Here is a 14,845-nt window from a genome sequence, read left to right as displayed (position 1 = left end):
TCAATTTCGTCGTTAATCAGCGCTCTTTTACCGCGCCCTTTTGCGTTTTCGCGTTTAATTGCTAATTCTCCGGGTTTGCGCGGCTACGATTGGCCACGCCTTCAGCGAGAAGCTCTGCTAGATCAGTAAGGGAAAGTGAACCCAGGTCCTCGCCACTACGTGCACGTACGGCTACCGTTTGCGTTTCCACCTCTTTGTCACCGACGACAAACAGGTACGGTACCTTCTGAATTGTGTGCTCGCGGATTTTAAAGCCGATTTTCTCATTTCTCAAGTCCGCATCGACCCTAAACCCCCGTTGTTGCAGGAAATCCCGAACATTGCCAACAAAATCCGCCTGCTTGTCGGTAATATTACAGACTACCGCCTGAACGGGTGCCAGCCACAGCGGAAAGGCGCCCTCGTAATGTTCGATCAGAATTCCGATAAAACGCTCGAAGGATCCCAGAATCGCGCGGTGCAACATCACCGGGGTTTTGCGCTCGCCCGCCTCGTCCACATATTGCGCGCCAAGGCGGCCGGGCATGGAGAAATCCACCTGAATGGTGCCCAGCTGCCAAACGCGGCCGATGCAGTCTTTGAGAGAGAATTCGATTTTCGGCCCATAGAACGCGCCTTCGCCCGGCAGCTCTTCCCAGGGCAGTGACTTGCTGTCGAGCGCCAGCGCCAGGGCCTGCTCGGCGCGATCCCAGTCGGCATCGCTGCCTACCCGCTGCTCTGGCCGAGTCGACAGTCGATAGATGACCTCGCTAAAACCAAAGTCGGCATAGACGTCGTGAAGAAAATCGATGAACTGGGCGACCTCTTCCTGGATTTGCTGCTCGGTGCAGAAAATATGGGCATCGTCCTGGACGAAGCCTCTCACCCGCATAATGCCGTGCAGTGAGCCGGACGGCTCGTTGCGGTGACAGCTGCCGAACTCGGCCAGGCGCAGCGGCAAATCCCGGTAGCTTCGCAAACCCTGGTTAAATACCTGAACGTGACAAGGGCAATTCATCGGCTTAACGGCAAATTCGCGCTCGTCTGCCGACAGGCGAAACATACCATCGCTGAACTTATCGGCGTGACCCGACTTCTCCCACAACGAAATATCGACTACCTGGGGGGTTTTGATCTCACGGTAGCCCTGCTCGCGCTGCTTGCCGCGCATGTACTGCTCGATGGTCTGATAAATGCTCCAGCCTTTTGGGTGCCAAAACACCATCCCCGGTGCCTCTTCCTGCATATGGAACAGATCGAGTTTTTTGCCAACCTTGCGGTGATCCCGCTTCGCGGCCTCTTCCATGACCTTCAAATGCTCAGCAAGCTGCTTTTTGTCAGCGAAGGCAGTGCCGTATATCCGTTGGAGCATTTTGTTGTTTGAGTCGCCCCGCCAATAGGCGCCACTGACCCGCAGCAATTTAAAATGCTTGCAGAAGCTCATATTGGGGACATGGGGGCCCCGACACATATCCACATATTCTTCGTGGTGATACAGGCCAGGCTGATCGTCCCGGGCGATATCGCGCTCCAGGATTTCAATTTTGTAGGTCTCGCCGCGAGCCGAAAAGGCCGCTCTGGCCTCATCCCAGGACACCTTCTTTTTAATCACCTCATAACCGGTCGCGGCCAACGCTTTCATCCGCGATTCCAGCTTGTCCAGATCCTCTTCGGTCAGAGTGTGATCCAGATCGATATCGTAATAGAAGCCGCTATCAATGGTGGGACCGATGGCCATTTTGGCCTCTGGCCAGAGCTGCTTCAGCGCATGCCCTAAAAGGTGGGCACAGGAGTGACGGATGATCTCAAGACCATCGGGATCTTTAGGGGTAAACAGGGTCAATTCGGCATCGTCGCTGATCACGTCGCAGGCGTCACGACGCTCACCGTTTACCCGGCCACCCAGCGTTGCCTTGGCTAATCCAGGGCCAATATCCGCAGCGACCTCAAACACAGAGACCGGCTTATCGAAGTTGCGCTGACTACCATCGGGGAGGGTTATGCGGGGCATATCAAATCCTTATTCCAGTGGTGACCCCTACGATAGGCCACGTGTTTGTTTTGGCAGGCGCCCGGCGAGGCAACCTGAAGTGGGCCAGCATTATCTATCCTGAAACAAGCCGCTGCAAGCATCGGTCAAAATGCCAGCCCCTGAAAAAGACCGGGTATGAATACCGCCCTATCACAAAGCAAAACGCCCGCAGATTGCGGGCGTAGCGATTTGGTAGGACCAGGCGGATTCGAACCGCCGACCTCTACCATGTCAAGGTAGCGCTCTAACCAACTGAGCTATGGTCCTAAATTTGTTCTGGCAGTATATCTATCCCTGCATCGCAGTGGTTTGCGTAGCGACCAAAGACCGCCACGGCTGCCGAAGGACGCGCATTATAATCAGGCCCTCAATCCAGCACAACCTCAATTGACGAACATTCTTTGCTTGATCTCGACGAGCTTGTCCCGAACGCGGGCCGCCGCCTCAAACTCCAGGTTTTTCGCGTGGGCCTGCATCTCCTGCTCCAGTTTTTTCATCAGCTTGACCAGCTCCTCCTGCGACATAGACTCGGCCTGTAGCAGGTAATCACCGCTGGGCTCAGCCACTTTGCGCTGCTCACCGCGACGCTTGCCACCCTTGGCACCCGGAACGGCACCGGCATCCAAGATATCCGCGATGGACTTGGTTACCCCTTTTGGAACAATGCCATGCTCGGCATTGAAGGCCATCTGCTTCGCCCGGCGCCGCTCCGTCTCATCAATAGCGCGACGCATCGAACCAGTAATATTGTCACCGTAGAGAATGGCCTTGCCATTGAGGTTCCTTGCCGCTCGACCAATGGTCTGAATCAGCGAGCGCTCCGAACGCAAAAAGCCCTCTTTATCTGCATCAAGAATGGCTACCAGAGACACCTCCGGCATATCGAGCCCCTCCCGCAGCAAGTTAATGCCGACCAGCACATCAAACTTACCCAAACGAAGGTCTCGTATAATCTCCACCCGCTCGACCGTGTCGATGTCGGAGTGCAAATACCGCCCCTTTACACCGTGCTCATCCAAATACTCGGACAAGTCCTCGGCCATCCGTTTGGTCAGGGTGGTCACCAGCACCCTCTCCCCCGCAGCGACTCGCAAATGAATTTCCGAGAGCAAATCATCAACCTGGGTGGTAGCCGGCCGCACCTCTACCTCAGGGTCTACCAAGCCAGTCGGGCGCACCACCTGCTCTACCGTTCTCGCTGCCCGCTCTTCCTCATAGGGGCCCGGCGTCGCCGACACAAAAATGAGCTGGGGCACCAATCGCTCCCACTCCTCAAATTTCATCGGCCGATTATCCAAGGCCGACGGCAAACGAAAGCCGTACTGAACGAGCGTCTCCTTGCGCGAACGATCGCCCTTATACATGGCACCGATTTGGGGAATCGTGACATGGGATTCGTCGATAACCACCAGGGCATCGGGCGGCAGATAATCAAACAGGGTCGGTGGCGGCTCGCCGGGCTCGCGGCCCGACAAGTAACGCGAGTAGTTTTCGATGCCGTTGCAGTACCCCAGCTCGCGGATCATCTCAAGATCGTAGCGGGTACGCTGCTCAAGACGCTGAGCCTCCACCAGCAAATCGTTGCCACGCAATTGATCCAGCCGCTGTTTCAGCTCTTCCTCGATCTTATCGACAGCCTTCAGCAGGGTATCCCTGGGAGTCACATAATGGCTCTTGGGGTAGATGGTCACCCGGGGCAACTTGCCATAGGACTCGCCGGTGAGCGGATCAAAGCTGGTAATGGTTTCGATTTCGTCGTCGAATAGCTCAACCCGCACCGCATTCTTATCACTCTCCGCGGGAAAGATATCAATCACATCCCCACGCACACGATAGGTCCCGCGCTGAAATGCCATGTCGTTGCGGGTGTATTGGAGTTCAGCGAGGCGGCGCAGCAGTTTGCGCTGATCGATCTGCTCGCCCCTAACCAAATGCAGCACCATCTTGAAATACTGCTCCGGATCACCCAAACCATAAATAGACGACACCGATGCCACAATGATGGCATCGGAGCGCTCCATCAGCGCTTTGGTGGCGGAAAGCCGCATCTGCTCGATATGGTCGTTAATCGAGGCGTCCTTCTCGATGAAGGTGTCAGAGGCGGGAACGTAAGCCTCGGGCTGATAGTAGTCATAGTAGGAAACGAAATACTCCACCGCGTTTTCAGGCATGAACTCCTTGAACTCGCCATAGAGCTGGGCGGCCAAGGTTTTGTTCGGGGCCATAACGATGGTTGGCCGCTGCAACTCTTTTACCACGCACGCGATACTGAAGGTCTTCCCCGAGCCAGTCACCCCCAGCAAGGTTTGCGCATGAAGCCCGGCCCTCACCCCTTCCACCAGCCCCGCGATCGCTTTTGGCTGGTCCCCGGCGGGCTCAAACTTGGAAACCACTTTGAAGGCTTTGCTCATAAAAATGCGCTTTCAAGGACAAGGTAATCCGCCATATTACTCGCTGAAAGCGGCGATCTCAAAAACCGCTAAGCCTCAGATAAAACAGGAAAAACCATAAATCCCACAAAATCCCCGAGCAGGGCTTGACGCTCCCGGGAAACATCATTAATATGCGCGGCCTCAGCTGATGAAGCTGTTCCGCCTTAGCTCAGTTGGTAGAGCAAATGACTGTTAATCATTGGGTCGCTGGTTCGAGCCCAGCAGGCGGAGCCAAACATGAAAAGCCCCGAAGCTAGCGCTTCGGGGCTTTTTTTGTTGCACGGATACTGGTGCAGCAGCATTTAAACCGCCGCATCGCTTAGCAAGATTTCTTTGCTTCGTTACCAATGATCACGCTAGTCTTGCTTAGAGTTTTGAGACGAGCACCAATGAAGAACATTGCCACCACCGCCCTGACCCTCCTCCTGCTGGCCGATGCCACCATCGCCCAGACACCCGATTTCAGTACCGCCCATCAAAAGGTAGCAAAATATTTTTTGGGCTTGACCGGACAACCCATCACCCATGCCTTTTGGTTGCGCCATGATGCACTGGTGTTGGGGGTAAAAAAGGAAGTGGTCTCGGCAAAAACCACCGCTAAGATGGCGTGCGAAAAATTGAATCACTTCGGCTTTGCAAGCCAGGCTGTGACCGTTTACGTCTCCGACGCAAAGGATTTAGCGACCAATCAGATTGGCAAGACCCTGGCCAAGCGGAATTGTCAGGGCTAATCCACTTCTAACACGCCCCTACACAAACCCCGCCGATAAGCTATGACCCATCGTGCCGGCCATCCTGACATCTCGACAGACAACCACACCACCAGGCCAGCCCTATCAGAATGGCCAAACCATCGGCGCAATCACCACCGTCACCACACCAACAATCAGCGTTAGCGGCGTGCCAATTTTAAGAAAATCAGAGAAGCGGTAATCCCCAGGACCGTAGACCATCAAGTTCGTCTGGTAGCCAATTGGGGTCGCGAAGCTGGCTGATGCGGCCATCATCAAGGTCACCGCAAACGGCACCACACTGACATCGAGCTGGGCACTGGCCGCCAGGGCAATCGGGAAAACAATCACTGCCGCAGCAAGATTCGAAATCACAGCCGAAAACAACGCTGTCACCAAAAATACCGCTGCCAGGGTCAGCATAGGAGAGCTACCGGCAGCACCCACCAATAAATTCGCGATAACCGACGCCGCGCCGCTTTTTTCTAACGCCCCGCCCAGAGCAATAGAGGCAGCAATCACTAACAATACCTGCCAATCTACGCTGCGCCGAGCATCGCTGGCTCGAATGCAGCGGGTAACAACCATCAATCCGGCCGCCACGAACGCTGCCTTGATCATACTCAACCAGCCAATCGCAACAACAGCAACCATACCTAGCATGATCAAGGCAGCGCGAATGCGCAGCTCATGACGGACCGGACGAGAGTTCTCTATCTCGCTGACCAACAGAAAATCTTTGGAGTAGCGCTGGTTGCGAACAAACTCGTCGTGGGTTTCAAGCAGAAGCGTATCACCGGGCTCCAGCTCAACATCGCCGATCCGCCCCTTCAATTGCTCACCATTACGCGAGATCGCGATGATTGCCGCGCCATACTTGTTGCGAAAGCGCATCTCTTTAATTGGCCGCCCGAGTTGGGGAAAGGTGGGACCTACCACCACCTCTACCAGACATCGAGACTCATTATTTCCGCCAATTTTAAAGTCCTGATCTTCCGCGAGCTTCAAGCCGTGAATATTTTTGAGGTCGACCACCGAACGCACATCACCAGCAAAGATCAGACGATCCTCGACCAACAACACCTCTTCCGGCGCAACAACAGACAAAATGCGGTTATCGCGAACAATTTCGATCAGAAACATGCCCGGCAATTGCCGCAGCCCGGCACCTTCAATGGACTGCCCAACAATCGGGCTCCCCTTCTCTACCAGCATTTCGACGATGTATTGGCGGGTGTCCTCAAAGCGCTCAACCTGGCCACTGCGGTCGGGCAACAACCAGCGGCCCAAGATCACCGTTGCCAGCATAACGATCAGCGCCGAGGGCAAACCCACCCAGGCTAAATCAAACATTCCCAAGGCGGATTCTGGCAGCTGATTAATCAGCATGCCGTTTACCACCAAGTTGGTACTGGTCCCCACCAGGGTGCAGGTACCACCGATGATGGCGGCATAACTTAGCGGGATCATCAGTTTTGACGCGGAGATACGGTTGCGCTTACCCCAGTCTCTAACCGCCGGCACCATCATCGCCACAACCGGGGTGTTATTTAACACTGAGCTGAACGCCGCCACGGGCGCCATCAGCCGCCACTGGGCAGCAGAAACGGACTTGGGCCGACCCAGGATATTGTTTGAGATCCAGCTGACCACCCCGGTTTCAGACAAGGCCTGGGCGACAATAAAGAGCACACCCACCGTGACCATACCTTCATTGGACATCCCGACCAGTGCCTCGGCGGGCGTGAGCACGCCCAACAACAGCAAGATCGTGACACCGCCACACAAAACCATATCCGCCGGACGGCGGGTAAAGATCAGCGCACCGAAACAGGCGGTGATAACGGCGAGGGTGATCCAGGCATCAAGGGTAAACACGGCGCTCAGCTCGCGAGGGCCCCATAAAACTGCGCAAAGCGGGACATAAAGTCGGCAAGGCCTGTTGCCGGCAAATCATTGATTCCCGCTGCTGCAGCGCGGCCGCCCCCAGTAGGGAACTGACGGCAAAACTCATCTGCACCTTGTTTGTTATTTAGGGGCGCACGAATGCTCACCAGGTAGTTTCCGTCGGCTTTTTCGGTTAGCACCGCATGAGCTCGATCCGGGTTGTCATTGGCCAAGTCATTGCTATAGACACCACTGACCCGGCGCGCCCAAGGTTCGTTTGGCAGGATATACACTGCGCTTACTTGGTCGGCCTCAGCGGGCGGGAGCTGTGCCGCGGCCGCCATATCATTTTTGTAGCCGGTCTCGAGCTTCTCAAAGGCCCCGCCGGTAACCGCCATAAATTCCAGCGGATTGGGGAACGGCAATAGTTGCCGATAAAGCTCCGCCGGATGAAAGTGCAGATCGTCCAGACTGGCACCATAACCGTTGTAGTTAAGATAGATACCCAAATTCTCCAACGCCGTTAGCTGAGCTTCGTCGAGATCGAGCCCTTTTGCCAGTGCCGCGGCGCTTTGGCGCAGGTTGTCACCGTATGCGCCCACGATCGCCCACAACGCAAACTGCCCCTTCAAATAGCCGTTCACTAATAGCGCCGTGCATACATCTGAGGCCGTGTTGATGCGCGTCGTCAATGCGCTGTGATCAGGAATATCGCCAGCGAAATGATGATCAACATAGAAGACTTCAGCACCTGCGCCGAGGAGCTCAACGACCGCATCCCGATTCTTATCGAGCGACACATCCAGAATAGTGACCTTATCGCCCGCCTTGGCCTTAACCTGTTTGGCCAGCGAAATATCTCGCTTTACCCCGGTGATTAGCTCGCTGTCACGGGGATCCGCCAGCCGCAATTGCAGCAGCGCACAAATTCCATCGGCATCGCCATTGAACACATCGAAATACTTCATAAACCGCCTAGCGCTCCCTTACCAGGATTCTGCTGCAATTGTGCGCATTATCCGAAATTTCGAAAATGCTAATGACTTAACTACAACAAGTAAAACGGGATATAAAAATACTCAGTATCGATTTTATCGATACCAGTCAATTCACTCGATTGGCAAATTATTGCATTGTTGAACTGGCTTGCAGCTTACAAAAGGCGGTGTTATTTATTGTTATTCAGTTGGAGGTCTTGGTTAATTGCCTGCACCACTGCTAGCGGGTTGTCGCTCCGGGTGATCGGCCGACCAACAACAAGATAATGGCTTCCTTTGGCCATCGCTTCACTGGGTGTCGCCACCCGCTGCTGATCCCCCCGCCCGCTGCCTGCTGGACGAATCCCTGGCGTGACCAGCGCAAAGCTCGCACCGCACTGCTGGCGCAAAGTCTCTGCCTCCCAGGCGGAACACACCACGCCATCGAGGCCACAGTCCGCCGCCAACCCTGCCAGCAAAGACACCTGTTGATCTGCCGCACGATCCACCCCAATTTCTGGCAGATCGGTCGATGCCATAGAGGTCAAGATGGTCACCGCGGTCAGCAACGGCGCGTCGGCACCGTAGTCCGCCAGCGCATCCTTTGCCGCCACCATCATCGCGCGACCACCACTGGCGTGAACGTTCACCATCCACACACCCAAATCCGCTGCCGCCCGAACTGCCGCCGCTACGGTATTGGGAATATCGTGAAATTTCAGATCAAGAAAGACCTCAAACCCTTTGCGGTGAAAATCATTGACGATCTCCGGCCCAAACCGGGTAAACAGTTCCTTGCCGACCTTTAAACGACATGCGGAAGGGTCGAGCTGATCAACAAGCTGGTTAATGGTGTCGCGCTGGGGAAAGTCGATCGCGACAATCAACGGGGAGGAAACGGCCATAAAAACTAGTCGCCTTGCGTACCACGAATAGGCGCAATGGTACCCCACTGCTCACAGCTAGGACACAACCAATGGAGCTTTCGCCCTGAAAACCCGCATTGACGGCACTGGTAAATCGATCGAGTCGCCAAAATTTCCTCAATCACTTCGCGCAGCTGCGCTGCAGCCGGCCCCACTTCGTCACCAGAAAGCTCCAGCCAGCAGGATAAGGTACGCAGTGTAGGCCGACGCATTGCGACGGCACGGATATACTCCCGTCCGGCATCACGCCCTTCCAGCCGCGCAATGCTCCCCGCCAACTCCACTGCCAGCGCTGAGCTATCTGTTGCACTGCCGAGGCGCGCCAACGCATCCATATAACTTTCTGCGCCACCCACCTCGGCAAAGGCCTTCTTGAACATCGGCAGGATGTGCATCGCCCAGGCTGGCTTACTGCGCAACAGGTCTTGCAGGCAGGACAGCGCTTCACTGGAGCGACCTTGCTGCAGCGACAGCTGCGCGCTGAGCAGTCCCAACCTCAGACTACCGGGCTCATATTGCTGGGCCTTGGCCAGCTCGCGCCTGGCCCCTTTCAGGTCTCCCTCGTGCAACAGGCGTTCAACAATCTCACAATGGTAATGGCAAAGCGATACTTGAGTGGCCACAGGCCCCTTGTCACTGCCTCTGCGCAACCATCCGCGCTTGGGCAGCAATCGCATGGCAACAGCGATGGCCTGCTCCCATTCCTTCTCGGTTTGATAGATATGACGGAGGTGCTCAAGGGCCTCATTGCGATAACCCGGGGACTCTTCAACCAAATCCCGCAATAATCGCTCTGCCCGGTCGAGTAATCCGGCGGAAATATAATCCCTGGCCAACTCCAGATGCACCTTGTGGAGCTCTTCCCGCGGCAGAGAGGGCCGAGACAGCAGGTTTTGATGAATCCGGATTGCCGCCTCGACCTCTCCCTTGCTTCGCATAAGATTCCCCAAAGCAAGATGGGTAGGCAGGGTTTCAAGTCGTACCGGCAGTTCGTTGACGACGGTAAGTACGGCCTCATCCGCCTGCTCATTTAGCAGAAAATTAAGACCTTTGTAGTAACTTGCGCTGTCATCAGGGGGCGCGCCAGATTGAGGCGCCTTCGACCGACCCAGGCGCCCGAGCAACCACCCAACCGCCACCGCAGCAAAGAGCAACAAAAAATTGGTAATGCTGGCTTCCATAAATTCGGTGCGTTACTCCGGAGCGGGGCCGCTCAATTCTTATTTTACTCGCCAATCACCTGTGTTTTGGCGAGCGTGGTGAGTGCAGGAGAAAACCCCCATAGCGAGAGCGAGCGCAACAACAGCCTCACCCCTTCACCCCCGCCGCCCGTTGTTGCTCCAGATTGGCGAGGCGGCGCTTCAAGACCATGCGGGAGGTTTGCAACCGCGCCATGGCCACGGACGCCGCCAGCATCCCCAATAACCCCCCAAGGAAAAATGCCAGGATCAACCAGGTCGACAGGCGCTGCGCTGGGAGCTCGGCAACGAGAACATTCAATGGGACAGCGACATCATTTTCGATGGTAAACAGCACACCAACGGCCAATACCGCCAACAAAACCACAGCCGTAAACAACGATTTTATCCAGCCCATGCATTCCTTCCGCGCATAAAAAAACGGTACAGCCACAGACCATACCGTTTCTTAAGAAATAAGGCCATATGAAGCCTGCCTGGCCTGCCGTCTCACTCGAGACTTTGATTCACGCGCTCGCGCAATTCTTTACCAGGCTTAAAGTGGGGAACAAACTTCCCCGGCAACTGCACCGTCTCACCGGTCTTTGGATTGCGACCTTGACGCGGCTCACGATAATGCAGAGAAAAGCTGCCAAAACCGCGGATCTCAATACGGTCCCCGGTTGCCAATACCTGAGACATGTGCTCGATAATGGTCTTCACGGCTAATTCTATGTCCTTATGAGACAGTTGCGGCTGACGTTCAGCGATCAACTCTATCAACTCGGATTTTGTCATAGCACGGGTCCCATTGCTCACAACATCATGCCTAGCTTAGCATTTTTTTGCTGAGAAGCCAGAGGCTTACGGGCGCCATCCACTGACGCCCGCAAAAGGACATTAGTCCTTGTTCTCCATTTGCGCCTTGATCAGGTCGCCAATGGTGGTGGCAGCAGCTTCGTTTTGGTTCTCACGCAGCGCTTTCACCGCCTCTTTCTCGTCATCCATGTCCTTGGCTTTAACCGACAGACTCAGGCCACGGTTTTTGCGATCAACGCTGATGATTTTCACCTCAACGCTGTCACCTTCTTTCAGCACGTTGCGCGCATCTTCCACTTTGTCGCGGCTGATTTCGGAAGCCTTCAAGACGCCTTCCACTTCATCGGCCAGAACAATGATGGCAGCCTTCGCATCAACTTCTTTAACCGTACCGGTTACGATGCTGCCCTTGTCGTTCAGCGACACGTAGTTGGAGAACGGATCATCTTCGAGCTGCTTGATGCCCAGAGAGATACGCTCACGCTCAGGATCGATAGACAGAATCACAGTCTCGATCTCGTCGCCTTTCTTGAAGTTACGCACGGCTTCTTCGCCGCTGTCATTCCAGGAAATGTCAGACAGGTGAACCAGACCGTCGATGTTGCCTTCCAAGCCGATGAAGATACCAAAGTCAGTGATGGACTTGATCGCACCGCTGATCTTGTCGCCTTTGGTGAAGCGTGAACCGAACGCATCCCAGGGGTTTTGCTGACACTGCTTGATACCCAGAGAGATACGGCGACGCTCTTCGTCGATATCCAGAATCATCACTTCCACTTCGTCGCCAACTTGTACGACTTTAGAGGGGTGGATGTTCTTGTTGGTCCAATCCATTTCGGAAACGTGCACCAGACCTTCAACGCCTTCTTCGATTTCGGCGAAGCAGCCGTAATCAGTCAGGTTGGTTACCCGAGCCTTAACACGGCTGTTCTCGGGGTAACGGGTTTTGATAGCAACCCAGGGATCTTCGCCCAGTTGCTTCAGACCCAGCGACACGCGGTTGCGCTCGCGATCAAACTTGAGGATGCGTACGTCAATTTCATCGCCAACGTTAACGATTTCGCTGGGGTGCTTGATACGCTTCCAAGCCATGTCAGTGATGTGCAGCAAGCCGTCGATACCGCCCAGATCAACAAACGCACCGTAGTCGGTCAGATTCTTGACGATACCCTTAACCACCATGCCTTCTTGCAGAGATTCCAGCAGCGCTTCGCGCTCTTCGCTGTTCACACTCTCCAGCACCGCGCGGCGAGAAACCACCACGTTGTTGCGCTTTTGATCCAGCTTGATAACTTTGAATTCCAGCTCTTTGCCTTCCAGGTGGGCAGTGTCCCGAACAGGACGTACATCTACCAGAGAGCCGGGCAGGAATGCGCGAATGCTGTTGATGTCGACGGTGAAACCGCCTTTGACCTTGCCATTGATAACACCAGTAACCGTTTCTTCTGCTTCGTAGGCAGCTTCCAGGGTTTTCCAGGCTTCGGCACGCTTGGCCTTCTCGCGGGACAGTTTAGTCTCACCAAAGCCGTCTTCTACCGACTCCAGTGCCACCTGAACTTCGTCACCGATCTGCAGAGAGAACTCACCGCCCTCGCTAACAAACTGATCGCGGGGAATCACACCCTCGGATTTCAGACCAGCGTGGACAGTTACCCAGTCGCTGTCGATGTCGATAACCACACCGGTCACGATAGAACCGGGCTTCATATCAATGGTTTTTAAACTTTCTTCAAACAGTTCAGCAAAGCTTTCGCTCATTCGTCATTACCTGAAATTAAGTCGTGGCTGATGCCACATATCGCCGCACATCCAGCTTGCGCGGGTCAGTTCATAATGCCGGGTGCAAGGCCAGCTGGGTTCGCATTGCACTCGACGCACAACCGGATCAATCGCCCTGATCAATCACGGCAAAACGGGTACTGACCAACGTCAGCACCCGCTGAAACACTTCCTCTATTGCCAGACCAGTGCTATCTAACTGCACCGCATCGCCGGCAGGCTTCAGGGGAGCGTGTTCACGCTGGGAATCTCGCTCGTCCCGAGCCTGGATCTCCCCTAAAAGGGCGCCGAGGTTAACACTTTCACCCTTGGCTTTCAACTGCTTAGCCCGGCGCTCCGCGCGCTCCTCGGCACTGGCGGTCAGAAACACCTTCAAGCCAGCCTGCGGAAACACCACGGTCCCCATATCCCGGCCATCGGCAACCAGGCCCGGCAACTGGGCAAAGTCACGTTGGCGCTGCAACAGGGCTTTACGCACCGCCGGCAACACTGCCACTTGGGAGGCCAGGCCACCGCTACGCTCACTGCGCAGTTCTGTACTCACATCAGCGCCATCAAGGATCACCCGGGTGGGCTCGCCGGGCTCTCCGGGAATGAACGCCACATCTAATGACGAGGCGATTTCGGCAACCGCCGACTCCTCAGCCAAATCAATTCCCCGCTGATCGGCCGCCATCCCCGTCAACCGGTACAAGGCGCCACTGTCGAGCAGATGCCACCCCAGTTGATGGGCCAGCATCTGACATAACGTCCCTTTACCTGACCCACTCGGGCCATCAATCGTGACCACCGGCGCCGTCATGGGCGTTTCTCTATTTGAATGCCTACCTGCTTGGCCAGTTCGACAAAGTTCGGGAATGAGGTGGCGACGTTATCACAGTCGTGTATCAAAATTGTGTCATGAGCCCGCAGAGAGGCCACAGAAAAGGCCATGGCAATGCGATGATCGTGGTGGGGATTGATGGTAGCGCCACCCATTTCACCACCCTCTATCACAATGCCATCGGGTGTTGGCTGGGCATCAATACCCAAGGCCACCAAACCATCGGCCATCACCTGGATACGATCGCTTTCCTTAACCCGGAGCTCTTCAGCGCCGGTCAACACGGTGCGCCCCTTGGCGCAGGCCGCCGCGATGAAGAGCGCTGGGAACTCATCAATGGCCAGGGGCACCTGATCCTCGGGAATATCAATGCCCTTCAGCTCGGCATAGCGCACGGTAATATCTGCCACGGGCTCCCCGCCCACCAGACGTTCATTTTCAACGTCCAGATTGCCACCCATTGCGCGCAGAATATTGATCACACCGATACGCGTCGGGTTGATCCCCACATGCTCCAGCGTCAGCTCGGCACCGGGGGTGATACTGGCCGCAACCATAAAAAAGGCCGCCGAGGAGATATCCGCCGGCACATCGATATGCACACCCTTCAGGCGACCACCACCCTGCAAACTGGCCTTGGCACCGTCGACGGTCACGGGGTAAGAAAAGCCCTGCAACATACGCTCGCTGTGATCCCGGGTTGGCGCTGGCTCCAGGGTGGAGGTGGTGCCGTCAGCATAGATGCCGGCCAGCAGCACACAGGATTTGACCTGGGCACTGGCCATCGGCAGCACATAATCAATACCTTTTAACTGCTGCCCGCCGCGCAGGGTCAGCGGCGGACGACCACCCTCGCCAGTCTCCACCACCGCGCCCATTTCCCGCAGCGGCTTTGCCACCCGCTCCATCGGCCGCTTGTTCAGCGACTCGTCACCGGTCATGGTGACATCAAAGGATTGCCCCGCCAGCAACCCGGCCAGCAGACGCATAGACGTACCGGAATTGCCCACATACAACGGCCCGGCAGGTGCCTTGAGGCCATCGCGCCCCACACCGTGAATGACCAGACGACCGTTGTCGGGGCCTTCAATGTTCACACCCATCGCCTGAAAGGCCTTCAGCGTGCACAAGGCATCTTCGCCCTCAAGAAAACCGTCGACGGTGGTCACACCATCGGCTATTGCGCCAAACATGACCGAGCGATGGGAGATCGATTTGTCGCCCGGCACCCGAATACGCCCGTTCACCCGACCGCCGGGCTGCAGTGTAAATTCCACAATTA

12 protein-coding genes and 2 tRNA genes are annotated in these 14,845 nt (G+C 55.7%); 2 read left to right on the top strand and 12 right to left on the bottom strand.

Going from position 1 to position 14,845, the window contains the following annotated elements:
• Positions 1 to 61: 61 nt before the first annotated feature.
• The 3 genes from thrS to uvrB form a co-directional block, all read right to left on the bottom strand.
• Entirely contained in the window at positions 62 to 1,990 is a 1,929-nt protein-coding gene (gene thrS / locus NCG89_RS16470) for a threonine--tRNA ligase (protein ID WP_251087654.1), read from the bottom strand.
• Between the two features lie 211 nt (positions 1,991 to 2,201).
• Positions 2,202 to 2,278 (bottom strand) — tRNA-Val (locus NCG89_RS16465).
• 116 nt (positions 2,279 to 2,394) lie between these two features.
• Positions 2,395 to 4,422, bottom strand: a complete 2,028-nt coding sequence (gene uvrB / locus NCG89_RS16460; RefSeq protein WP_251087653.1) for an excinuclease ABC subunit UvrB — start codon at positions 4,420 to 4,422, stop codon at positions 2,395 to 2,397.
• Between the two features lie 179 nt (positions 4,423 to 4,601).
• Here uvrB and NCG89_RS16455 point away from each other — a divergent pair.
• Positions 4,602 to 4,677: transfer RNA gene (locus NCG89_RS16455), tRNA-Asn, on the top strand.
• A 155-nt stretch (positions 4,678 to 4,832) separates the two neighbouring features.
• Entirely contained in the window at positions 4,833 to 5,174 is a 342-nt protein-coding gene (locus NCG89_RS16450; RefSeq protein WP_251087652.1) for a hypothetical protein, read from the top strand.
• 105 nt (positions 5,175 to 5,279) lie between these two features.
• On the opposite strand, the gene NCG89_RS16445 is transcribed toward NCG89_RS16450, so the two are convergent.
• From NCG89_RS16445 to aroA, 9 genes are all read right to left on the bottom strand, one after another.
• Entirely contained in the window at positions 5,280 to 7,052 is a 1,773-nt protein-coding gene (locus NCG89_RS16445; RefSeq protein WP_251087651.1) for an SLC13 family permease, read from the bottom strand.
• Between the two features lie 5 nt (positions 7,053 to 7,057).
• Positions 7,058 to 8,029, bottom strand: coding sequence for a DHH family phosphoesterase (locus NCG89_RS16440; RefSeq protein ID WP_251087650.1), 972 nt, complete (start codon positions 8,027 to 8,029; stop codon positions 7,058 to 7,060).
• A 200-nt stretch (positions 8,030 to 8,229) separates the two neighbouring features.
• Positions 8,230 to 8,943: an orotidine-5'-phosphate decarboxylase gene (pyrF, locus tag NCG89_RS16435; protein WP_251087649.1), complete on the bottom strand. Its 714-nt coding sequence runs from the start codon at positions 8,941 to 8,943 to the stop codon at positions 8,230 to 8,232.
• 5 nt (positions 8,944 to 8,948) lie between these two features.
• Entirely contained in the window at positions 8,949 to 10,145 is a 1,197-nt protein-coding gene (locus tag NCG89_RS16430; protein ID WP_251087648.1) for a tetratricopeptide repeat protein, read from the bottom strand.
• Between the two features lie 127 nt (positions 10,146 to 10,272).
• A complete protein-coding gene (locus tag NCG89_RS16425) occupies positions 10,273 to 10,560 on the bottom strand; it encodes a LapA family protein (protein WP_251087647.1) in 288 nt (95 codons plus the stop codon).
• A gap of 92 nt (positions 10,561 to 10,652) precedes the next feature.
• Positions 10,653 to 10,940, bottom strand: a complete 288-nt coding sequence (locus tag NCG89_RS16420) for an integration host factor subunit beta (RefSeq protein ID WP_251087646.1) — start codon at positions 10,938 to 10,940, stop codon at positions 10,653 to 10,655.
• Between the two features lie 102 nt (positions 10,941 to 11,042).
• Positions 11,043 to 12,719, bottom strand: a complete 1,677-nt coding sequence (gene rpsA / locus NCG89_RS16415; protein ID WP_251087645.1) for a 30S ribosomal protein S1 — start codon at positions 12,717 to 12,719, stop codon at positions 11,043 to 11,045.
• A 127-nt stretch (positions 12,720 to 12,846) separates the two neighbouring features.
• On the bottom strand, positions 12,847 to 13,542 hold the full coding sequence (gene cmk, locus NCG89_RS16410) for a (d)CMP kinase (RefSeq protein WP_251087644.1): 696 nt from the start codon (positions 13,540 to 13,542) through the stop codon (positions 12,847 to 12,849).
• Positions 13,539 to 14,840, bottom strand: a complete 1,302-nt coding sequence (aroA, locus tag NCG89_RS16405; protein ID WP_251087643.1) for a 3-phosphoshikimate 1-carboxyvinyltransferase — start codon at positions 14,838 to 14,840, stop codon at positions 13,539 to 13,541. Before aroA ends, cmk begins: the two co-directional genes overlap by 4 nt.
• Positions 14,841 to 14,845: the final 5 nt, after the last annotated feature.

Origin of the sequence: Spongiibacter taiwanensis, assembly GCF_023702635.1 — a bacterium.
GTDB lineage: Bacteria > Pseudomonadota > Gammaproteobacteria > Pseudomonadales > Spongiibacteraceae > Spongiibacter > Spongiibacter taiwanensis.
The sequence above is the reverse complement of the archived record's forward strand: the minus strand, read 5'-3'. Positions and strand labels throughout refer to the sequence as shown.

Excerpts from the sequence above, each read along its gene's own strand:
- NCG89_RS16430 (WP_251087648.1), bottom strand. The coding sequence starts at position 10,145 with ATGGAAGCCAGCATTACCAATTTTTTGTTGCTCTTTGCTGCGGTGGCG.
- NCG89_RS16420 (WP_251087646.1), bottom strand. The coding sequence starts at position 10,940 with ATGACAAAATCCGAGTTGATAGAGTTGATCGCTGAACGTCAGCCGCAA.
- rpsA (WP_251087645.1), bottom strand. The coding sequence starts at position 12,719 with ATGAGCGAAAGCTTTGCTGAACTGTTTGAAGAAAGTTTAAAAACCATT.
- uvrB (WP_251087653.1), bottom strand. The coding sequence starts at position 4,422 with ATGAGCAAAGCCTTCAAAGTGGTTTCCAAGTTTGAGCCCGCCGGGGAC.
- cmk (WP_251087644.1), bottom strand. The coding sequence starts at position 13,542 with ATGACGGCGCCGGTGGTCACGATTGATGGCCCGAGTGGGTCAGGTAAA.
- NCG89_RS16425 (WP_251087647.1), bottom strand. The coding sequence starts at position 10,560 with ATGGGCTGGATAAAATCGTTGTTTACGGCTGTGGTTTTGTTGGCGGTA.
- NCG89_RS16450 (WP_251087652.1), top strand. The coding sequence starts at position 4,833 with ATGAAGAACATTGCCACCACCGCCCTGACCCTCCTCCTGCTGGCCGAT.
- NCG89_RS16440 (WP_251087650.1), bottom strand. The coding sequence starts at position 8,029 with ATGAAGTATTTCGATGTGTTCAATGGCGATGCCGATGGAATTTGTGCG.
- pyrF (WP_251087649.1), bottom strand. The coding sequence starts at position 8,943 with ATGGCCGTTTCCTCCCCGTTGATTGTCGCGATCGACTTTCCCCAGCGC.
- thrS (WP_251087654.1), bottom strand. The coding sequence starts at position 1,990 with ATGCCCCGCATAACCCTCCCCGATGGTAGTCAGCGCAACTTCGATAAG.